The sequence below is a fragment of the Pseudomonas sp. NY15372 genome (assembly GCF_048068215.1).
GTDB lineage: Bacteria > Pseudomonadota > Gammaproteobacteria > Pseudomonadales > Pseudomonadaceae > Aquipseudomonas > Aquipseudomonas guariconensis_A.
This window is the reverse complement of record NZ_JBLUPY010000009.1, coordinates 38,721-58,894: the sequence shown is the minus strand read 5'-3', so window position 1 is coordinate 58,894 and position 20,174 is coordinate 38,721. Positions and strand designations below refer to the sequence as shown.

Genomic DNA, 20,174 nt, shown 5'->3' with positions numbered 1-20,174 from the left:
AGCTTCAAAACGAGGTCGATTATGCACTCTGCAATGGATGCAAGCAACACCGCACCCTTGGCCGTTTCGCACCAGAAAGCCTACCACCAGTCCGCCGCCCTCCATGCCGCGCGGATGATTCGTCTCCAGTACGCCGCTGAGTGGAAGAACGCGTTTCGTGTTGAATGCGTTGAGCACTTGCGCGCCTCCCTCTGCGAGACCAAACCATGAGCACAATCGTGATGACGGCCTGTTGGCCATTGCAGGATATGAGCCCTGCTCAGAAGTCCGTGCTCATCTCGCTGGCCGACAACGCGAACGACGACGGCGTCTGCTGGCCATCAGTGGCTCGCATTGCCGAGCGCACCTGCCTTTCAGAACGTGCTGTTCGCAATGCGCTGCGCTGGTTGGAAGCCTCTGGGGTGCTGGCTGCGCACCATAGGACAGGCCGCTCCACCTGGTATACGGTCAGCCCGGAAAGCTACAACCCCGGCAGCTCCTGCCCCCCGGCACCAGATGCCGACCAACCCCGGCAGGAAATGCCCCCCACCCCGGCACCAGATGCCCCCCACCCCGGCACCTCGTGCCCCCAGAACCGTAAAGGAACCATCAAGGAACCGTCAGGAGACTCCACGCGCATGCGCGAAGGATCGAATCGGGTTCCGGTGAATGAGATCGTCGGCCTGTTCAACGAGTTATTGCCAGAACTGCCGAACGTAGTCCTGATCAACAAGGACCGCATAAGCAAGATCAAAGCGCGCTGGGAGGAAAGCCCCGTTCACCAGGATCTGGAGTTCTGGCGGGACTTCTTTGTCACAGTCAAGACCAGCGCCTTCCTGATGGGCAAGATCGAGGGCAAGAATGGCGCGAAGCCGTTCCGTTGCACTTTCGACTGGTTGATCGCCCCATCCAACTTCGTCAAGGTGGTGGAGGGCAATTACCATGCGTGAGCCCTACAACGCCGAAGCCGAGCACGGCCTGCTGGGTGCCATGCTCCAGCGCCCGGAGCTGATCGACACCCTGTCCGACGACCTGTCGCCGGAATCGTTCTACTTCGCCGAGAACGCCGAGGTGTTCCGCGGGATCATGGCATTGCGCGCTGCTGGCAAGGCCGTTGACCTGCTGACCGTCTCTGATCACATCGGCATGCTCGACAACGGCGATAAGGCGTTGGGCCACTGTGCCGCCCTGGTCGCCAACACTCCAAGCGTTGCCAACGCCGGCACCTACGCGGGCATCGTTCGTGAGCGCGCCATCGAGCGCGCCCTGTACGATCTGAGCGACAAGACCCTGGAGATCGTCCAGGGCGGCGGAAACATCCAGGACAAGATCGCGGCGGTGCAGGCTGCGGCCATGGCCATCGACTCGGGCTGCGATGGCGAGGAGGTTGTAAAGGCGGCCGACCTGATGGCGGAACAGGTGGAGGTTTGGCAGGAGCGGCATGATCGCCACTGCCGAGGTGAGACCTTGATTGGTCTGTCCACGGGCCTGGATGACCTGGATGCGAAGCTGGGCGGTCTGCAGCCTGAGCAGCTAATCGTCGTCGCCGGTCGCCCAGCCATGGGCAAAACGACTCTGGCCATGGGGTTTGCTCTCGATGCCGCGGTGCGCCAGAAGAAATCGGCCCTAGTGGTCAGCCTGGAGATGAGCAAAAGCCAGCTGCTCGATCGCGCAGTGGCTTCGGAGGGGCGCGTCCCGCTCAACCTGATCAAGAACGGCTCCGCGTGCCAGTCCCACGCGACCGAGCTTGGCCTTGGTGCCCGAAAGGTGCAGCAGGCCAACCTGTTTATCGCTGACCGATCTGGCGGCACCGTGGGGCGCATCCGCTCCCTGGCCCGCCGCCACAAGTTGCGTTACGGCCTGGACCTGCTGGTGATCGATTACCTGCAGCTGATGGACGGCGAGGGCGGCAACCGCACAGAGGAAGTCAGCAGCATCAGCCGGGGTTGCAAGCTGCTGGCCCGCGAGCTGGGTATTCCGGTCGTGCTGCTCAGCCAGCTGTCCCGCAAGTGCGAGGAGCGTCCGAACAAGCGCCCGGTGCCGTCCGACCTGCGCGAATCGGGTGCCATCGAGCAGGACGCCGATGTGATCCTGTTCGTGTACCGCGACGAGGTCTACCACGAGAACAGCGAATACAAGGGTGTTGCCGAGATCATCATCGGCAAGGGCCGCGACATCGAGACCGGCACCGTTCGCGCCGCCTTCTTGGGTCAGTACAACCGCTTCGAGAACCTGTCCGCCAGTTGGCAACCGCCTGCGAAAGCACAGCCGGCCAGCGACCGCCCGCTGTCGGCCCGCTATCGCCGTAAGGAGAATGCTGTATGAGCACGCTGCTCACCCCAAACCCGGCCGAGTACCGCTACGCGCTCTACTGTCGCAGCGACAAGCTCGACATTTCCTATGGCGCACGGGAGCCCGTGGCGCTGTATCGCGAAGAGGCGTTGGCCCAGGCGCATGGCGCCCAGATGTGGCCTGGCGCCTTCACGGTCATCGACCTGCAAGGAGGCAATCCATGCGTCGGTTCGCGGTGATGGAACCTGGCCGCGCCAAGCCAATCGACAGGGAAGGACAGGAACAGGCTGCGCTGATGGCCGAGCTGCAGCTGCGCTTCCCAGAGGCCTACGCCCTGATCTATCACGTTCCCAATGGTGGGCACCGGGTCAAGGCCGTGGCCGCCAAGTTGAAGGGGCAGGGCGTCAAGGCCGGTGTGCCTGACTTGGTCCTGCCGATGGCCCGCGGCGGCTGGTTCGGCCTGTATATCGAGTTCAAGGCCGAGCCGCCGTTCGATGCGCCGGTCTCGCCGAGCCAGGATGCCTACCTGCAGAAGCTGCACCGTCAGGGCTATCTGGCCGTGGTGTGTCGCGGCAGGATCGACGCGATCCAGACCATCCGCAACTACCTGCTGCAGCCCGCCACGGTGGCGGCATGACGGCGGTAATTGCGTTCTCCGACGCCGAGCTGCGCCGCCGTAGCGACGACCCGTCCGCCGTGCTGCTGCGCGACCCGCGTTACCCTGGCCTGCGCTTCCGGTTCACCGAGGCCCGCCCGCGTGGCACCTGGTACCTGGTGGTGCGCAAGCGCTGGCATCGGATCGGCGCCTATCCCGACCAATCCACCAAGGTGGTGCTGGCCGCACTGCCGGAGATTCGCCAACGCCTGGCCACCGAGGCACCGGCCACCGTGTCTGGCTGGGAGCAGTTGGGCGAGCTGCTGGCCTGGTTCGCCGATCGCCTGGAGCGCAACCGCAGCCTGTCGGCCAAGCGCAAGGCCACGGCCAAGTCCGCCATCACCCGGCACCTGATCCCGCGCCTGGGCGGCCTGGCCCTGGCCGACGTGAGTCGCAGCGCTCTGGATCGCGATCTGGTGTGGCCGCTGCAGGAGCAGCTGTCGCTCGAGTACGTGCGCCTGGTGTTCGGCCTGCTGGCCGATGCGTTCAAGAAGGCCCAGGGCCTGGGCATGATCGCCAGCAACCCCATGGCCGGGATGCGCTTCAGCGACTTCACCAAGGCCCGTATCAAGCCCAAGGCCGCCCGCTTGCGCGCTGTGCAGATCGAGGACCTGCTGACCCAGCTGGCCGATGTGATGGATCAAGCGCCCGCTGACGCCATGCTGGCCTTGCTGATGCTGTGCCACGGCAACCGGGTCGGGGAAACCCGCATGGCCCAATGGCCTCACATCAGCCTGGCTACCCGCCGCTGGTACCTGCCCGCCGAAAACACCAAGACCCGGGTGGAGCACTCGCTGCCGCTGACCGACCAGGTGTGTGCGTTGCTGAGCGGCTACCGCGAGTGGCAGCAGGCCCAGGGCTATACCGGGCGCTTTCTGTTCCCGGGCAAGTCGGGGCAGTGCCTGAGCGAGAAACAGGCCGCCGAGGTATTCACCCGCCTAGGCCAGGGCAAGTGGACCAGTCATGACCTGCGCAAGCTGGCCCGAGGCTGCTGGGCCGACCAGGGCATCGACTTCCTGATCGGTGAACTGCTGATCAACCACTCCATGGGCCACAACGTCCAGGTGTACATCCAGACCACTGCCGAGGAGCGCAAGCGCGCCGCCCTGGAGCAGTGGCACGCGTTTCTCGACAGCAAGGGTTTCAACCGCATCCATGGGAAGAAGGAGGGTAGAAACGCAGATTCGGGTAATGACCCACACCCCGCGCAGCACAAGGCCTGCGCTGGGATTCAGGAAACAACCATAGGCGAGGATTCCAAATGATCGATTTGAACAAGCTTTCGCCAGGTGCGCGATCAGCAGCAATGCGTGGAGGTGTCGATGGTTGGGGGCAGATCGGCGGCCTGCCAGGTCATATTCGCTACATGGAGGCGAAGCCGTCCACTGCTCGACGCCGCTGCCAATGCGGCTGCAAACGCCGCGCAACTCATTACGGCTGCGCAAATGGCGTCGCCCTCGTGAGTGGGTGTGAGCTGCGAATTCGACGTTGGGTGAAGACAGGCCGATGAGAAAGAGCCGCGGCCCCGCCTTCAAGAAGGCTGTGATCGAGTTGGCTCAGTGCCCTTTGTGCCGTGGGAGAGCGGTCACTCAGGGCCTGTTTCACGAACTGCCATGCGACCACTGCAACGCTTCAGGCTGGGTAGTTGCTGCAACTGGCGAGGCCCTAGCCCTGGATGAACTGGTGACCCAGCTCAGCCTGAAGCTGCAGGCAGCGACACGGCAGATCGAGCAGTTGAAGAACCCTCAGGCATCCGGGCCTGAGGCGACATATCAGGGAAGCAACCAGCGTGGTGCTGGGCGCACCAACTACACCGGGGATTGAGGGGGAAGGACATGAAAAAGCGAACCTATGTAGACAAGGCCCTTGGTGACACCGCGTACATGCTCGAGCAATGGGGCTGGTGGCGCATGGATGGCATGGGCGTGCCTCAGTACGTATGCCCGCTGTATGCGCTTATGAAGGAGCACGCCCCAGCAGAAGGCGGGCTCAAGCAATACGTGATCACGGACGACCTAGCGCTTGCGGTGGACGGCGCCGTAGCCAGGCTGAACAAGCGCAACCCGCAGATGGGCGGCTTCGTCTGGCTGTACTTCGGTGCTAAGTGGCCGGCGCTGCGGATCGCCCGCGAGCACAAGATGAGCGAAGCCAAGGCACGCGAGCTGATCAACACTGGAGTGGCCTGGATCGATTGTGCCCTGGAGCAATTGCGCGAGGCTGCATAAAAAGCTTTCCGCGCGGATAAACACCTGTTTTCATAGCAGCGTGTCCAGCTTGCAAGCAACGCGACACAGTGAGATCCCGGCGAATGTGACCGGGATTTTGCGTTTTGGAGATGATCAAAGCCCGGCGGGAACGTGCAGGGGTAACAGTCAGCGTGGGGACTGGAGGGAAGCGCCACGACATCGACCTGACAGGGTCGACATCTCCGCCAATTCGAAGCCTCGGCACTTGCCGGGGCTTTTTCGTTTTCGGCTCCACCACACCCATCGCCCCGAGCTGGGAGTGCTGTTGGGGCCGAACCTACTGCGCTCCCCAAAAGGGAGGAATCGAGATGCCAAACATGCCCGAGAAGGATCCTGGCCTGTGGGCCGCTGTGCTCACCTGGGTGCTGGCCCATCAGCCTCAGCTGTATGCCGCTGGCTTGTCAGTCGCGATCGCCGTCCTCCGGGTGGTGTATGGCGGCGGTACCCGCCGGCAGATGTTCTTGGAGGGCGCTCTGTGCGGCCTCATCACCCTGGCCCTGGTGCCGTTGCTCGAATGGATGGGCCTGCCACAGGGCATGGCCACATTCGCCGGCGGCATGGTCGGCTTCATGGGCGTGGAGAAGCTTCGCGGCTACTCCGACCTGTTCCTGTCTCGTAAGGCTCAGGGCTGATGAGCTGTACTGGGTGCGCCGCCCGGCGCGAATGGATCAACAAGTGGATGAAGGTGGCCCGTGAACGAGCAAGCAATCTCTTTGCTCCAGAAGATCCTGGACCAGCAGCAGAAGCAGACCAGCCTGCTCGAACAGATCGCGACCCAGAACCTGGCACTGATCGAAGCGCTGGCGGATGAAGGCGGCGTCGATCTTGACGCCCCGCCTCAGACTTACCTGAGTGGTGCGCCATGCCGATGAGACCTCAGCGCCCGTGCCGGGCGTCAGGGTGCAGAGCACTGCACCGCAACGGCAATGGATACTGCGATGGTCATGCCGACCTGGCTGCCGAGCAGGCCAAGGCTTGGGCGACACGTAAGGGGTCAGGCCGTGGCGGTCGCCCGTGGCGGCGCAAGCGGGAGCGAATCCTGAAGCGAGATCAGTACCTCTGTCGGTGTGATGACTGCACCTGGCTCGGCCGCATCCGTGAAGCGCATGAGGTTGACCATATCGTGGCCCTGGCCCACGGCGGCACCGACGATGACAGCAACCTTCGGGCGATCAACCGCGACTGCCACAAGGTCAAGACGCAGCGGGAGTCGAAAACGGTCAAAAAATGATCGAAATCGGCGTAAATGATAAGAAATCTCATTTAGTGGGAGGGGGAGGGTCAAAAGTTCAGGCCCTTTCGCTCGGACACCGCGCCCTCAATCGTTTTTTTACACCCGCGAAATATAAAGTTTAGTGGAGGCGCCGATGCCAGGGGTTGCCGGGCGCTCCGGCCGTCGCCCAAAACCCACGGCCCAGAAGGCGCTGGCCGGTAATCCCGGCAAGCGCAAGCTGAACATGGACGAGCCTGACTTTGCTCTGGTGACCAATGTCGACCCGCCCGAGTGGCTGTGCGAACACGCCGCTCGGGTCTGGGAAATGCTGGTGCCGGAGTTGCTGCGGGCCAAGGTTCTGGCTCTGACCGATATGCACAATGTCGAGGCGTTCTGCACTGCGTACGGTAACTGGCGGCTTGCTCAAGACTCTGTCCGGGAGCATGGCATCGTAGTCGCTGGAGCCACAGGTGGGCCGGTGAAAAACCCGGCGCTCACCGCCGCCAACGAGGCCATGCGCCAGATGGTCACCTTCGGCTCAATGCTGGGCCTGGACCCGGCCAGTCGAACCCGCATCATCGGCGGGAACAAACAGAAATCCACCAACGAGTTTGCAGCTCTACTGAGTTCCTGATGGCTAAGACCAAACACACCAACGTCGACAAGGCGATGGCGTGGGCAAGGTCCGTCCTGAAAGGTAAGTTCCCGGCATGTCGCCTCGTCCATCAGGCGATTGAGCGCCACTTCGATGATGTGGCGGCCAGCCGCTCGAAGGACTATCCGTACAAGTTCGATTCGGCCAAGGCTGAGAAGAAGCTGCGCCTCATGCAGCTGCTGCCCCACACTAAGGGCGAATGGGCGTTCAAGCGGCAGTTGATCACGCTTGAACCATGGCAGCTCTTCGGCCTGGCCTGCACTTTCGGCTGGATCCGGAAGAAGGGCGGGTACCGGCGTTTCCGCGAAAGCTACTGGGAAGTGCCGCGCAAGAACGGCAAATCGGTGATTGCCGCCGGAGTCGGCATCAGCATGTTCACCGCCGACAACGAGTTCGGCGCCGAGGTCTACTCCGGTGCGACCACCGAGAAGCAGGCGTGGGAGGTATTCCGGCCTGCAAGGCTGATGGTCAGCCGGTCGCCCATGCTGATCGAGGCCGCTGGCATCGAGGTTAATGCCTCGAACTTGAACATCCCGTCGAACGGCAGCCGCTTCGAGCCGTTGATCGGCAACCCGGGTGATGGTGCGTCGCCGTCCTGCGCGATCATCGACGAATACCACGAGCACGACAGCGCGGCCCAGTACGACACGATGCTCACCGGCATGGGGGCGCGCCGGCAACCGTTGATGTTCATCATTACCACAGCCGGTTCGAACATCGAGGGGCCGTGCTACGACAAGCGCCGCCAGGTCATCGAGATGCTCAACGGCACCGTGCCGGACGACGAACTGTTCGGCTACATCTGGACCCTTGACGAGGGTGACGACTGGACCGATCCGAAGAACCTGGCCAAGGCCAACCCATGCATGGGCGTGTCCGTGTTTCAGGAGTACCTCGAGAGCCAGCTGGCGAGGGCGATCCGTTCGGCGCGCTTCACCAATACGTTCAAGACCAAGCACCTGAACCTGTGGGTGAGTGCCAAGTCCGGCTTCTTCAATATGGAAAGCTGGAAGGCCTGCGAGGACAAGACGCTCTCGCTTGACCAATTCGAGGGCCAGGAATGGGTCGCCGGCTTCGACCTGGCGCGCAAGCTGGACATGAACTCCAGGGCCAGGCTGTTCTGGCGTGAGGTCGATGGGAAGATCCACTACTACAGCGTCGGGCCTGCCTTCTGGGTGCCGGAAGACACGGCCAACGACGTAGACAACAAGCGTATGTCCGAGCGCTTCCAGGCCTGGATCAATACTGGCCATCTGGTCGCAACGCCCGGTGCCGAGGTCGATTACCGCGAGATCCTCGAGGACACCAAGGAAGCCAACAAGGTGGCACCGATCAGGGAGAGCCCGATCGACCCGCACGGCGCTACCGGTCTGAGCCATGACCTGGATGACGAGGGTTTCAACCCGATCACCATCACCCAGAACTACACCAACATGTCCGACGGCATGAAGGAGCTGGAGGCAGCCATCGAGGCGGGCCGCTTCCACCACGACGGCAATCCCATCATGACCTGGTGCATCAGCAACGTAATCGGCAAGCACCTGCCTGGTAATGACGACGTCGTGCGTCCGATCAAACAGGGCGACGACAACAAGATCGACGGCGCCGTGGCGCTGATCATGGCGGTGGGCAGCGTGATGCGTCTGGCTCATGTGCCAAGCAATGACGGCTTCTTCGAAAACCCCATCATGGTAGGAATCTAATGGCGCGCGATAAGAAACCAGGGCGGGTAAAGACCGCACTGCTGGACTGGCTGGGCGTGCCCATCGGCCTGAATACCGGCGCCTTCTGGCAAGAGTGGTTCGGCAGCTCGGCCAGTGGCAAGCACGTCACCGTCGACAAGGCCCTCCAGCTATCGACGGTATGGGCATGCGTTCGGCTGCTCTCAGAATCGGTATCCACGCTGCCACTGAGGTTCTACCGGCGCCTTCCGGATGGATCGAGGGAGCCGGCGAAGGATCACCCGCTGTACCGATTGTTGTGCCGAGTGCCGAATGCCGAAATGACTCCTCAGCGGTTCATGCTGTTGGTGGTGGCAAGCTTGTGCTTGCGGGGCAACGCCTTTGTCGAGAAGAAGATGGTCGGCCAGCGCGTAGTGGCGCTGGTGCCGCTGCTTCCTCAGTGCGTGTCGGTGAAGAGACTGGAAAACGGTCGTCTTCAGTACAAGTACAGCGAGAACGGAGTCGAACGGGAGATCCCCGAAAAGAACCTGATGCACATTCGTGCATTCGGCCTCGATGGGGTCTGTGGGATGCTACCCATCACCACGGGACGCGAGATCCTCGGTTCGGCGATGTCGGCAGAGGAGGCCGCAGCTAAGGTATTCGCTCAGGGCATGCAAGCGTCAGGCATCCTCAGCAGCGACAACGACTTGAAACCTGCTCAGCGGGAGCAGCTGCGAGCGAGCCTTACCGCCTTCATGGGGTCGAACAACGCCGGCAAGATCATGGTCGCCGAGGCCGGGCTGAAGTACCAGGGCATCACAATGAACCCCGAAGCAGCGCAAATGCTGGAGTCGCGTGCATTCAACGTTGAGGAGATTTGCCGCTGGTTCCGTGTTCCGCCCTTCATGGTCGGCCACATGGACAAGCAGTCCAGCTGGGCTGCTTCGGTTGAGGCGCAGAACCTCCACTTCCTCACCAACAGCCTGCGGCCGCTGCTGGTAAACATCGAGCAGGAAATCACTCGCTGCCTGATCGGCGAGGCCGATGCCGACGACTACTTCGCTGAGTTCGCAGTTGAAGGCCTGCTGCGCGCGGACAGCGCAGGCCGCGGGGCCTGGTACAACACGGCTCTGCAAAATGGCTGGATGTCTCGCAATGAGGTGCGCCGGCTGGAGAACATGCCACCTATCCCTGGTGGTGACACCTACACGGTCCAGTCTGCACTGGTGCCTCTTGATCAACTCGGGAAGCCGAGCGCCGGCGTATCGCCAGCTGCCTCGGCATTCATGCTTCGGCTGGTCTCGGCACGCAACAACGACGACCGAGAGGCCATCAACAAGGCGGTCGAGCTGGCGACCCAGGCTCTGGAATCCGGAAATCCGGATGGCCCAATGATGGCCCACGCGCTGATATCGATGCCGCTGCTCAAAGCGGCCTGACCTGGAGTAACCCATGACTCTCAAGACACTACCGGTAGCGCCGGCGGTGCGGCCGCACGCGCGCGTCGAATCCGATCTGCTGCCGAAAGCTATGGAGCGCTGGAACCCGGCGATCAAGGCATCGGCTGGTGACGATGCCACCACCATCACCATGTATGACCCGATCGGCATGGACTGGTGGACGGGTGAGGGCGTCACCGCTAAGCGCGTCAGCGCCGCGCTTCGCAGCATCGGCGACAAAGACATCACCGTGAAGATCAACAGCCCAGGCGGCGATGTTTTCGAAGGCTTGGCGATCTACAACCTGCTGCGCGAGCACAAGGGCAAGGTGACCGTTCAGGTGCTTGGCTTGGCCGCTTCTGCTGCGTCGTTCATCGCCATGGCCGGTGATGAAATCCAAATCGCCCGGGCAGGCTTCATGATGATCCACAACGCCTGGACTATCGCCGCAGGCGACCGTAACGACTTCACGGAGGTCGCAGACTTTCTCGACCAAATCGATGGCACCCTGGCCGACATCTACTCAGTCAGGACGGGTGATGACATCGCCGCTATGCGCGCTTTGATGGATGTCGAGACATGGATGGGTGGTAGCACCGCAGTTGAGGCTGGATTCGCAGACGGCCTCCTTCCTTCTGACGCAGCTCAAGAAGACCCGCAGGCCCTCGCGCCTCAGCAGATCGCCGCCCGCCGATTGGACACCATCCTAGCCAAGCAGGGCATGCCTCGCTCTGAGCGCCGCGCCCTGATTCAAGAACTCAAAGGAGGTACGCCTGGCGCTGCCTCCTCCGGTACGCGCACCGCTGCCGACAACCAGGCCGATCTGGCCGCCCACTTTGCCGATCTACAGGCCGCGATGTCGCGGTTCTCGGCAGCAGCCCTCAAGTAACCGGAGAAGATCCCATGGCAGACAATACCGCTGACCTGCTGAAGCAGGTTTCCGCCGAGCTGAAGCAAGCCACCAGCGATTTCAGCAAGCAGGCCGAGAACGCCCTGGCCGAGGCCAAGAAGGCCGGCAGCCTGTCCGAAGAAACCAAGAACGCCGTTGACGAACTGGCGACCAAGTTCAACAGCCTGACCGAGGCCGAGAAGCAGCTGAAAGCCCAGCTGGGCGAACTCGAGCAGGAATTCGCACGCCTGCCCTCGGCCAGCACTCCACAAATCCGCGATAGCCTCGGCGGCGTGGTGATCAAGAGCGAGGCGCTGAAACAATTCGCGGCCAGCGTTGAAGGCGGCAAGCGCGTCAACATTCCGGTCAGCGCCGCCTTGCTGTCGACCGACGTTCCGGCCGGCATCGTAGAGCCGCAGCGACTGCCCGGAATCGACACCGCGCCAAAGCAGCGCCTGTTCATCCGCGACTTGATCGCCCCTGGCCGAACCACTGCACCGGCCATTTTCTGGGTGCAGCAGACTGGATTCACCAACGCTGCCAAGGTCGTAGCGGAGGGCACCGCCAAGCCGTACTCCGACATCCAGTTCGCGTCGAAGCTCACCGCAGTATCGACCATCGCTCACATGTTCAAGGCTTCCAAGCAGATCCTGGACGACTTCGCGCAGCTGGGCTCCACCGTCGATGTCGAGATGCGCTATGGCCTCAAGTACGTCGAGGAGCAGGAAATCCTGTTCGGCGACGGCACCGGTGTGCACCTGCACGGCATCGTGCCGCAGGCATCTGCATTCACTCCGGCATTCGCGGTCGAGAACCAATCCGGTATCGATGACCTGCGTCTGGCCATGCTGCAGGCCCAGTTGGCGCGCCTTCCGGCCTCCGGCCATGTCCTGCACTTCACCGACTGGGCGAAGATCGAACTGACTAAGGACACTCTGGGTCGCTACATCCTGGCCAACCCGCTGGGTCTGGCTGGTCCGGTCCTGTGGGGCCTGCCAGTGGTGGCTACCGAAGCTGTCGGCTTCCAGGGCAAGTTCCTGACTGGCGCCTTCCAGACCGGCGCTCAGCTGTTCGACCGTGAAGATGCCAACGTGGTGATCTCGACCGAGAATGCCGACGATTTCGAGAAGAACCTGATCTCGATTCGCTGTGAAGAGCGTCTCGCCCTGGCAGTGAAGCGTCCCGAGGCGTTCATCTACGGCTCCTTCACTGCACCTACCACCCCATAACCACCCTATGAGGGCCGTCTGACTGGCGGCCCTTGGAGGCATTCATGAAGCTGAAAACACTGAAACCTCTGTACTTGGGCGGCCAAACGCTGGTGGAGGGCACCCCGTTCGAGACCATCGAGCAGCATGGGCGCCAGTTGATCCAGAAGGGCTATGCCGAGCTGGACGACTCTGAAAGTGAGGTGGTGGTAACCGTCTCCCAGGAAGATGCAGCCGGCGCCGGTGTGCTGACTTCCGGCTCCCTGGGCACCACCGCTACGCCGGCCGCGGCCTTCAAGGCGAAGCACAAGGGCGGCGGGAAGTGGATTGTGGTTGACGCCGCCGGCAACCAAGTTGGCGCGTTCTCTGGCAATCAGGAAGAGGCCAATGCGGAAGCCGTTCGGCTGAGCGCCGGTGGCGAGCCAGAGCAGATGAAGGAGTGATCCATGTCCGTGATCGCCATCGAAGTGGCCATGCACCACCTGCTTGCCGAGCCTGAGGACCAGATCCTGGTCCAGGCTCAGCTTGATGCGGCGGAAGAGGCGTCGATGCAGTTCCTCAACCGCCGCTTCTATCTGGACCAGGTGGCTCTCGACGAAGCTCGCGCAGGCGTGCCGACGGCCATGCAGGCAGCCAAGGAGGCGAACGCCGCCGCAGTCGCTGCTGCTGAGGCTGAGCAGGACCACACCATGCGCTGCCGTATGCTCGAACACGCACGCCAGGCTTTGTCCGACGCCTACGACCAGGCAGACGCCATCGCCTACGGCATGGTGGTCAACCCTGCGATCCAGGCTGCTTGCCTGCTGAAACTTGGCCACCTGTTCGCCAACCGCGAGGAGGTGGTAACGGGCACCATTGCCACCGAGCTGCCGCTGGCGTCCCAACACCTGCTGATGCCTTACCGCATCCGGATGGGTGTGTGATGCAGGCCGGCAGGCTGCGGCACCGGATCGACATTCAGGAGCTGAAGCCGGTGCGTGACCCAGTGACCCTTGAGTTCGGGGAGCCGGAATGGGTCACCCGCTGGGAGAAGTGTCCGGCCAGGGTCGAAGACCTGTCGGCCAAAGACTTCATTGCGGCCCAGGCCGGCCAGGCCCAGGCCACGGGCCGGATGGTCATCCGGTACCGCCCTGGTGTGCTCCCAACCATGCGCATCCTGTACCGGGGCGAGGTGTACAGCATCGTCGGCCCGCCGCTGGCTGACGCTAAGTCCGGCCTCGACTACCTGACGATCTTGGTCGAGAAGGGGGTGAAGGATGGCTGATGGCGTCGAGTTCAGCATCACCGGTCTGGACAGCCTGCTGGGTAAGCTGGACGCCGTGAGCTACGACGTTCGCCGCAAGGGTGGCCGGGCCGCGCTGCGCCGGGCTGCCCAGGTGGTGGTGCAGAAGGCCAAGGAAGGTGCCGAACGCATCGACGACAAGGATACCGGCCGCTCGATCGCCGACAACATCGCCCTGCGCTGGAATGGCCGGCTGTTCAAGCAGACAGGTGACCTGGGTTTTCGGATCGGCGTGCTCCACGGCGCCGTGCTCAAGGATGGCGGCGACCTCAGCCCGAATTCGCCGACGCCTCACTGGCGTCTGATCGAGTTCGGTACCGAGAAAATGGCCGCTGTTCCGTTCATGCGTCCGGCCCTGGCCAACAGCATCAGCGAGGTTACCAACACCTTTGTCACCGAGTACGAGAAGAGCATTGACCGCGCTATCCGGCGCGCTGCGAAGAAGGCTGCATCCTCATGACACCACCGATTGTTCAGGCCTGTTTGGCTTCTCCAGCGGTTACCGCTTTGCTGGGGGCTGGCGCGGATATGCGGCTCTATTCCTTTGGCGAGGCGCCGGATGCCGTGGCCAAGCCCTATGCCGTGTGGCAACTCGTCAACGGATCGCCGGAGAACTACCTCGCCGGACGCCCGGACGCCGACGGCTTCACGCTGCAGATCGACGTGTACGGAACCACCGGCACCGCTGTGCGCCAGGTGCGCGATGCCATCCGTGATGCCATCGAGCTGCGCGCAAATGTCACCCGATGGGGCGGTGAGAGCCGTGACCCGACAACCAAGAACTATCGAACAAGCTTCGACGTGGACTGGATAGTCCGCCGTTGAGCCAACCAGGCCCGCCTCGAGCGGGCTTTTTTTTGCCCGACAGGAGACCACCATGTCGATTTTGACCCAAGGCACCCAGGTCTTTGCCCTGGTGCCGCCTGCCTCTGGTACCGGCCCGCTCACCGTAATGGAGGTGGAGTGCGCCACCGCGTTCAACCCCGGCGGATCTCCGAAAGAGCAGATCGAGGATACCTGCCTCGTGGCCAGGGAGCGATCCTACAAGCCAGGCCTGCGCACCCCTGGCCAAGCCTCCCTGACCATCAACGCCGACCCAAACAGCCCCAGCCATATCCGGCTGCATCAGCTGTCTGAGGCCGATGGTGACACCACCATCCGCTGGGCGGTGGGCTGGTCCGATGGCCCGCTTGATGCGGGCGGTAACCCTACCGCGCTGCCGACCCTCAACACCGAGGGTGATGATTTCGAGCTGCCGACGACCCGCACCTGGTTTGTCTTCCAGGGCTATGTCGCCGACTTCCCGTTCGACTTCGCCGCCAACTCCGTGGTCAGCACCGCGATCTCCATTCAACGCTCGGGCGGTTCCGCCTGGATCAAGAAAGCTGCGTGAGGCACTGATGAAGCTCACTATCGACTCACTGCAACAGGTCGGCTCCTTCACCGGCCGGCCTGTGGAGAAGGAAATCAGCTGGCGCCAAGGCGAAGACACGCTGAAGGCGACCGTCTACGTTCGCCCGCTGGGCTACCAGTCCGCCGTCAGCGATGTCCTCGCCGCGGCTGGCCACCAAGACAGTATTGCCGGCCGCATCGCCGCCGCGATCTGCAACGAGGAAGGGCAGCCGGTCTTCACGGTCCTGGACATCACCCATGGACCTCTCGACAAGGCCGAGTTGGCCAAGGACCCGAAGAGCACCAAGCGCCTTGGCGCGCTGGATGGAAACCTGACCGTTGCGCTGCTCGCGGTCATCCATGAGGTGAACAACCTGGGAAAGACGACGAGCTCACCGACCTCGACGAGCTCTGGCACGAACTCGTCCTCGCCGGAGTCGGCGGCAGCACCATCGCGCAGGCGCAAGAAAACCTGAGCCTGCGCGAGTTCCACTCCTGGGTGAAGTATTGGCGTAAGCGCGGCTCGTTCCATTTGGGCATGCGCATCGAGAGCGGCTTCGCCCTGATCGCTTCGATCCTGGCCAACCAGACTCGGGACCAGAAGAAGCGGCCGGAGCCTTACACGCCGGCGGACTTCTCGCCTCATGTCGACCAGGTGGCGACCAGTCTCGGGGTGGCAATGGAGACGTGGGCGTGAATTGAAGGCTTTTTGCTATGCTGCGCGATTTTACTAATGGAGAAGTAAAATGCGTAGGTTCATTGCCCTGGCGCTGCTGTCGGGCCTAATCGCAGGATGTGGGGAGCCGAAGGTGGACGGCTCCTCTGAAGAGGCTTTCAAGGGTTCAATTGCGAAAGTTGCCGAAAGTCTTCCCAGCGACCAGCGTGAGAAATTCAAATCGGATGTGATGTTCCTGGCCTTGCAGAGCCTGGACTTTGGCAAAGTTCTCCAAGGGCAAAAGCGCGCCGAGGATATCCCGGGCGATATGCAAGCCGCTCTTAACGGAATGACCGCCAAGGAAATCTCCGCGAAAGCCGATCTTCTTCGAGCCGAACGGGCGGAGCGAGAGCGCAAGCAGGCCCTGGCGGAAATTGACGAGCTGACTGCTAAGCAGGCTCAGGCCGAATCGGCGAAGGGGAGCCTCAAGAAGTTTGAAGTTCAAAAATCGCGATTCTACAAGGAAAGTCAGAAGTACAGTTTCCGCGCAAAGCCCATCATCGAAATGACAGTTTCCAACGGAACTGATAAAGCGGTAGCTAGGGCTTACTTCAAGGGGACGATCGCGACACCAGGCCGATCTGTTCCATGGCTTATCAAAGAATTCAATTACGAGATTTCCGGAGGGATTGAGCCGGGAGAGGTTCAAAGTTGGTCTTTGGCACCTAACGAGTTCAGCGAGTGGGGGAATGTAGAGCCTCCACAAGACGCCATCTTTACCGTTGAGGTGGAACAGCTGGATGGCGCAGATGGTAAGCCGCTCTTTGGCGGAGCCAAATTCACTGAGCACGACAAGGCCCGTTTGGCAAAACTAAGGGCCCAATACCCAAATTGAATGAAACCCGCTTCGGCGGGTTTTTTTATGGAGAACCCCATGGCTTCTAGGTCTCTTGGCACATTGACCCTGGATGTCATTGCGCAGGTCGGAGGCTTTGTCTCCGGCATGGACAAGGCCGAGCGTAGCTCTCAGAAATGGCGCAAAGAGGTAGAAAAAAACGCCAAGGCGGCAGGCGTAGCCATCGGTGCCGGTATCGCAGCAGGTGTTGCAGCGCTGGCCACATTCACGGTTTCGACTGTCCAGGCTGCAACAGAAATTAGTCGTTTTTCAGCCGTTGCTGGCTCAAGCACAACTGAGTTTCAGAAGTATGCTGCTGGTGCACAGGCCGTAGGGGTCGAGAACGAAAAGCTTGCGGATATTCTCAAGGATGTAAACGACAAAATTGGTGACTTTCTACTGAATGGCGGCGGCGAGCTACAGGATTTCTTCAAGACCATTGCGCCAAAGGTTGGAGTTACGGCCGAGCAATTTCGAAATCTGTCGGGCCCTCAAGCTTTGCAGCTTTTCGCGACCAGCCTTCAAAAAGCCGGATTGAGCCAGGCGGAAATGACTCAGCAGATGGAGTCGCTTGCAAACGATGCGACCTTGCTATTGCCACTGCTGCGAGATAATGGTGCTGGATTCGCGGTGCTTGGTGAAGCTGCTGAGAAAGCCGGTGCCATCATGGATGAAAGCACAATTCGCGCAACACAAGATCTTGCGGCAGCAGGTTGGCTGGCGCAGCAGTCTATGGACGGCATCAAGAATCAACTTGCAGCATCGCTAATGCCGACGCTTGGAGACTATTCAAAAATTCTCTTTGATCTCAGCCAAGACACCGAATCTGTTTCAGCTTTGTCGGCTGGGTTAAAGGCTGTTCTTGATGTGACCGCAAAGTCTGGACTCATTGTTGCCTATGTTTTTGAGCTAACTGCTAGATCTGTGAGCGGGCTGGTTGACATAGTTGGCGGTGCTTTTGATGGGGTTGATCCGTCCAAGCCAATCGATGCGCTTAACAAGATTCGAGAGAACTCGGCGGGATTGGCCGATGAAGTCGCAGCTGAACTGGACGGACTTGATAAGCGCTACAACAAACTGTGGCAACGTATCAATGAGGCCGGCGCGTCCGGTGCTGTTGACGGGAAGATTCGTGAAGTCGCCGATGCGCTCAACAAGGTGAACGAGGCTGGTGATCGAGGGACCTTCAAGGCGCCAACTACTGCGGCTCAGGCTGCGGCTAAAGCCGCCGAAGCAGCCGCGAAAAAGATCCAGGCTCAATTCGATACAGCGGAAGAGGGTTATCGCCGCCAAATCGCCCTGATCAACACCGAGGTTGACAAGCGCCAGGACGCCACCGAGGCGGCCAAGCTGCAGTTCGAAGTCGAATCAGGAAATCTCAAAGGCCTGAGCGCTCAGCAGCAAACCCGCTTGAAGGACCTGGCAGCCGAGCTGGATAAGCTGAAACAGCTGAAGATGGCCAACGAGGAGAATGCGAAAGCCGCCTCCTACGCGGCCACTTTGGCGGCGGCCAATGCTACGGCCAAATCCGGCCTCGACATGGAATTTGTTGGCGCCGGCATGGGCAGTCAAACTCGCGAACGCCTGCAAGGCATTCTGGAGATCCGCCAGGAGTTCGACCAGAAGTTCGCGGACCTGCAGGCCCAGCGTAACGCCGGCGACATCAGCGAAAGCCTGTTCAAGCGCGAGGCTGAATTACTGCAGTCGTCGTTGAGCGAGCGGCTGTCCATGCAGATGGACTACTACGACCAGCTCGACGAGGCCCAGACCAACTGGCTGGATGGCTCCAAGGACGCCTGGCAGGACTATGCCGACCACGCGCGGGACCTGTCGTCGCAGATGTATGACGTTACCAGCAATGCCCTGGGCAGCCTGGAGGATGAGCTGGTCAGCTTCGTGAAAACTGGCGAGTTCAACTTCAGCAGTTTCGTTGAGGGTATCGCCGATGACCTGCTGCACATGCTCGTCAAGGTCGGCCTGCAGATGCTGGTCAACGCCGCGATTGGCGACAGCGCCGCGGCCTCGTCGGCTGCGCTGGCTGCTGCAACCGGTACCGCAATGGCCGCCGCCTATGCGCCTGCGGCCGCCATGGCGTCTCTAGCATCGTTCGGTGCCAACGCCGCGCCGGCCTCCGCTGCGATCACAAGCACCACCGGCCTGGCCAGCAGCCTGGCACTGGTGGGTATGGCTCACGACGGTATCGACAGCGTGCCGCGCGAAGGCACCTGGTTGCTGCAGAAGGGCGAGCGCGTCACCACTGCCGGAACCAGCGCCAAGCTTGACCGGACACTGAGCGACATCCAGGCCCAAGGCGGTAGCAGATGGCTTCCCGGCAACCTGCCGCCCATTCAGCAGCATTTCCAAATCCAGGGTAGTGCCGACGATGCAACGCTGGCGCGGATCAGGGAGGCGGCTAGTCAGGGCGCCCAGGCCGGGTATCAGATGGTGCTCAAGGACTTCAAGAACAACGGCCCCGCCCGGCAGCTGCTGCGTAAGGGCTGATCGACCACCAGGAGTGATTACATGGCAATCGCATGGCCGGATGGCCTGTGCCCGACGGAAATGACCTGGGGCGTCGTCTACAACAACCGGGCGTTCACCTCGACGCTGTCGAACGCTCAGCAGATCGTCGGCTACCCGGGGGCCTACTGGCAGTGCCAGATGACCTTCGGCGCGTTGTCGCGAGAAGAAGAGCGGATCCTGACTGCGTTCATCGGCCGCCTGCAGGGCATGTTCGGTACGTTCAATCTGCCAGCGTTCACCCGGACGCGATCCGACTCGATCGGCGCGCCCAAGGTGGTCTCCGCCAACGCCCAGGCCTCCGTGATGCGCCTGGACGGGGTGACGGCCAACAAGAAGGTGTTCTCCATGGGGGACTACATCACCATCGGCGGGGTGATGTTCGAGGTGGTCGACGATGCGTCTTCTGACGCATCCGGGCAGGTGCTGATCAACGTGAACAAGCCGATTCGCAAGACGATAGCCGCCGGCACTGCAGTTGAGTACCAGGCGCCCTATGCCGAGATGCGGCGCGTCAGTGACAACCACGCCCTGACGCTTCGGCCATTGGTGGCGAACGGTTCGCTTGAGTTCAGGGAGGCCTTCTGATGGCTGGTTCATTCCCATTCAGCCAGCGGGTGGTGGACATCATCGCCCAGGGCCGATTCATGGCCGTGTACGCCTGCCAGCTCGATTTCCCTGACGGCATGGTCTTCGCCCATACCGGCACGGGTGAGCTGGTCCTGGACGGCATTACCTACCAGGGCGTGGGCACCTTCGGGGAGGTTGGCCAGGCCCAGGAGAGCAGCAACTCCAGTTCGCCCATGAGCGTCGAACTCACCCTCAACGGCCTGGACACCACAATCATCACCGAGACCAGCCTGAAGGGCTGCCGAGGGCGCAATGCCAAACTGATGTTCGTGGTCATCGACCAGGCCGGCGATTACGCCGCCGACATTTTGTTCAGCGGGCGGATGGATGCGGCCCAGTTCGCTTACAGCGGCAATGGCAGCGACGGCAATGCCATCAAGGTGCCGATCATTGACCGCATGGCCGAGTGGAGCCGGACTTCTACCGAGCGCTGGACCGACGAGAACCACCGCGCCCGGCACCAAGACGACCGCTTCTTCTATGCCGTGGCCCAAATGGCCGACTGGCCCATTTATTGGGGCGCCTCCAAGGACGCCCCGAAGTTCACCTACGAGAAGTGA

Annotated in this window: 27 protein-coding genes; all 27 read left to right on the top strand. The window is 61.7% G+C overall.

The features are described 5' to 3' along the window. Nucleotides 1-206: 206 nt before the first annotated feature. The 27 genes from ACNFG0_RS09690 (at nucleotide 207) to ACNFG0_RS09560 (ending at nucleotide 20,174) form a co-directional block, all read left to right on the top strand. Nucleotides 207-929, top strand: coding sequence for a helix-turn-helix domain-containing protein (locus ACNFG0_RS09690; RefSeq protein WP_416764597.1), 723 nt, complete (start codon nucleotides 207-209; stop codon nucleotides 927-929). After that, nucleotides 922-2,304 (top strand): replicative DNA helicase, encoded by a 1,383-nt coding sequence (gene dnaB, locus ACNFG0_RS09685; protein WP_416764596.1) that lies wholly within the window; start codon nucleotides 922-924, stop codon nucleotides 2,302-2,304. Before ACNFG0_RS09690 ends, dnaB begins: the two co-directional genes overlap by 8 nt. Next, nucleotides 2,301-2,510: a hypothetical protein gene (locus tag ACNFG0_RS09680; protein ID WP_416764595.1), complete on the top strand. Its 210-nt coding sequence runs from the start codon at nucleotides 2,301-2,303 to the stop codon at nucleotides 2,508-2,510. Before dnaB ends, ACNFG0_RS09680 begins: the two co-directional genes overlap by 4 nt. Further along, the gene (locus ACNFG0_RS09675) at nucleotides 2,492-2,908 is read left to right on the top strand and encodes a VRR-NUC domain-containing protein (RefSeq protein ID WP_349738462.1); all 417 of its coding nucleotides are present in this window, start codon (nucleotides 2,492-2,494) and stop codon (nucleotides 2,906-2,908) included. Before ACNFG0_RS09680 ends, ACNFG0_RS09675 begins: the two co-directional genes overlap by 19 nt. Beyond that, entirely contained in the window at nucleotides 2,905-4,191 is a 1,287-nt protein-coding gene (locus ACNFG0_RS09670) for a tyrosine-type recombinase/integrase (RefSeq protein ID WP_416764594.1), read from the top strand. Before ACNFG0_RS09675 ends, ACNFG0_RS09670 begins: the two co-directional genes overlap by 4 nt. Nucleotides 4,192-4,432: 241 nt before the next feature. After that, nucleotides 4,433-4,750: a hypothetical protein gene (locus tag ACNFG0_RS09665; protein WP_416764593.1), complete on the top strand. Its 318-nt coding sequence runs from the start codon at nucleotides 4,433-4,435 to the stop codon at nucleotides 4,748-4,750. 11 nt (nucleotides 4,751-4,761) lie between these two features. Continuing rightward, a complete protein-coding gene (locus ACNFG0_RS09660; RefSeq protein WP_027609633.1) occupies nucleotides 4,762-5,151 on the top strand; it encodes an antiterminator Q family protein in 390 nt (129 codons plus the stop codon). A gap of 329 nt (nucleotides 5,152-5,480) precedes the next feature. Beyond that, complete coding sequence (locus tag ACNFG0_RS09655; protein WP_010952643.1) at nucleotides 5,481-5,804, top strand: phage holin, lambda family; 324 nt, start codon at nucleotides 5,481-5,483, stop codon at nucleotides 5,802-5,804. Between the two features lie 60 nt (nucleotides 5,805-5,864). Further along, entirely contained in the window at nucleotides 5,865-6,044 is a 180-nt protein-coding gene (locus ACNFG0_RS09650; protein ID WP_416764592.1) for a hypothetical protein, read from the top strand. Continuing rightward, a complete protein-coding gene (locus tag ACNFG0_RS09645) occupies nucleotides 6,035-6,403 on the top strand; it encodes an HNH endonuclease (RefSeq protein WP_416764591.1) in 369 nt (122 codons plus the stop codon). Before ACNFG0_RS09650 ends, ACNFG0_RS09645 begins: the two co-directional genes overlap by 10 nt. A gap of 136 nt (nucleotides 6,404-6,539) precedes the next feature. After that, the gene (locus ACNFG0_RS09640; protein ID WP_416764590.1) at nucleotides 6,540-7,019 is read left to right on the top strand and encodes a phage terminase small subunit P27 family; all 480 of its coding nucleotides are present in this window, start codon (nucleotides 6,540-6,542) and stop codon (nucleotides 7,017-7,019) included. Beyond that, complete coding sequence (locus tag ACNFG0_RS09635; RefSeq protein WP_416764589.1) at nucleotides 7,019-8,743, top strand: terminase large subunit; 1,725 nt, start codon at nucleotides 7,019-7,021, stop codon at nucleotides 8,741-8,743. Before ACNFG0_RS09640 ends, ACNFG0_RS09635 begins: the two co-directional genes overlap by 1 nt. Beyond that, on the top strand, nucleotides 8,743-10,143 hold the full coding sequence (locus tag ACNFG0_RS09630; RefSeq protein WP_416764588.1) for a phage portal protein: 1,401 nt from the start codon (nucleotides 8,743-8,745) through the stop codon (nucleotides 10,141-10,143). Before ACNFG0_RS09635 ends, ACNFG0_RS09630 begins: the two co-directional genes overlap by 1 nt. Before the next feature lie 13 nt (nucleotides 10,144-10,156). After that, the gene (locus ACNFG0_RS09625) at nucleotides 10,157-11,032 is read left to right on the top strand and encodes a head maturation protease, ClpP-related (RefSeq protein ID WP_416764587.1); all 876 of its coding nucleotides are present in this window, start codon (nucleotides 10,157-10,159) and stop codon (nucleotides 11,030-11,032) included. Nucleotides 11,033-11,046: 14 nt separating this feature from the next. Beyond that, nucleotides 11,047-12,261 (top strand): phage major capsid protein, encoded by a 1,215-nt coding sequence (locus ACNFG0_RS09620; RefSeq protein ID WP_102082685.1) that lies wholly within the window; start codon nucleotides 11,047-11,049, stop codon nucleotides 12,259-12,261. 44 nt (nucleotides 12,262-12,305) lie between these two features. Then, complete coding sequence (locus ACNFG0_RS09615) at nucleotides 12,306-12,683, top strand: hypothetical protein (RefSeq protein WP_416764586.1); 378 nt, start codon at nucleotides 12,306-12,308, stop codon at nucleotides 12,681-12,683. Nucleotides 12,684-12,686: 3 nt separating this feature from the next. Further along, nucleotides 12,687-13,163 (top strand): head-tail connector protein, encoded by a 477-nt coding sequence (locus tag ACNFG0_RS09610; RefSeq protein ID WP_416764585.1) that lies wholly within the window; start codon nucleotides 12,687-12,689, stop codon nucleotides 13,161-13,163. Further along, nucleotides 13,163-13,504: a phage head closure protein gene (locus ACNFG0_RS09605; RefSeq protein WP_416764684.1), complete on the top strand. Its 342-nt coding sequence runs from the start codon at nucleotides 13,163-13,165 to the stop codon at nucleotides 13,502-13,504. Before ACNFG0_RS09610 ends, ACNFG0_RS09605 begins: the two co-directional genes overlap by 1 nt. After that, nucleotides 13,497-13,982 (top strand): HK97-gp10 family putative phage morphogenesis protein, encoded by a 486-nt coding sequence (locus ACNFG0_RS09600; RefSeq protein WP_416764584.1) that lies wholly within the window; start codon nucleotides 13,497-13,499, stop codon nucleotides 13,980-13,982. The genes ACNFG0_RS09605 and ACNFG0_RS09600 overlap by 8 nt, the downstream gene beginning before the upstream one ends. Next, nucleotides 13,979-14,347, top strand: coding sequence for a DUF3168 domain-containing protein (locus ACNFG0_RS09595; protein WP_416764583.1), 369 nt, complete (start codon nucleotides 13,979-13,981; stop codon nucleotides 14,345-14,347). The genes ACNFG0_RS09600 and ACNFG0_RS09595 overlap by 4 nt, the downstream gene beginning before the upstream one ends. A 52-nt stretch (nucleotides 14,348-14,399) precedes the next feature. Continuing rightward, nucleotides 14,400-14,915, top strand: coding sequence for a phage tail tube protein (locus ACNFG0_RS09590; protein ID WP_416764582.1), 516 nt, complete (start codon nucleotides 14,400-14,402; stop codon nucleotides 14,913-14,915). 7 nt (nucleotides 14,916-14,922) lie between these two features. Then, nucleotides 14,923-15,390 carry a phage tail assembly chaperone family protein, TAC gene (locus tag ACNFG0_RS09585; protein WP_416764581.1) on the top strand — a complete coding sequence of 156 codons (468 nt, stop codon included), beginning with the start codon at nucleotides 14,923-14,925 and terminating at the stop codon, nucleotides 15,388-15,390. A gap of 23 nt (nucleotides 15,391-15,413) precedes the next feature. Then, complete coding sequence (locus ACNFG0_RS09580) at nucleotides 15,414-15,611, top strand: hypothetical protein (protein ID WP_416764580.1); 198 nt, start codon at nucleotides 15,414-15,416, stop codon at nucleotides 15,609-15,611. 49 nt (nucleotides 15,612-15,660) lie between these two features. Then, nucleotides 15,661-16,464 (top strand): DUF6694 family lipoprotein, encoded by an 804-nt coding sequence (locus ACNFG0_RS09575; RefSeq protein ID WP_416764579.1) that lies wholly within the window; start codon nucleotides 15,661-15,663, stop codon nucleotides 16,462-16,464. Nucleotides 16,465-16,503: 39 nt separating this feature from the next. Further along, a complete protein-coding gene (locus ACNFG0_RS09570) occupies nucleotides 16,504-18,966 on the top strand; it encodes a phage tail tape measure protein (protein WP_416764578.1) in 2,463 nt (820 codons plus the stop codon). Between the two features lie 21 nt (nucleotides 18,967-18,987). After that, the gene (locus tag ACNFG0_RS09565; RefSeq protein ID WP_416764577.1) at nucleotides 18,988-19,572 is read left to right on the top strand and encodes a hypothetical protein; all 585 of its coding nucleotides are present in this window, start codon (nucleotides 18,988-18,990) and stop codon (nucleotides 19,570-19,572) included. Then, on the top strand, nucleotides 19,572-20,174 hold the full coding sequence (locus ACNFG0_RS09560; RefSeq protein WP_416764576.1) for a hypothetical protein: 603 nt from the start codon (nucleotides 19,572-19,574) through the stop codon (nucleotides 20,172-20,174). The genes ACNFG0_RS09565 and ACNFG0_RS09560 overlap by 1 nt, the downstream gene beginning before the upstream one ends.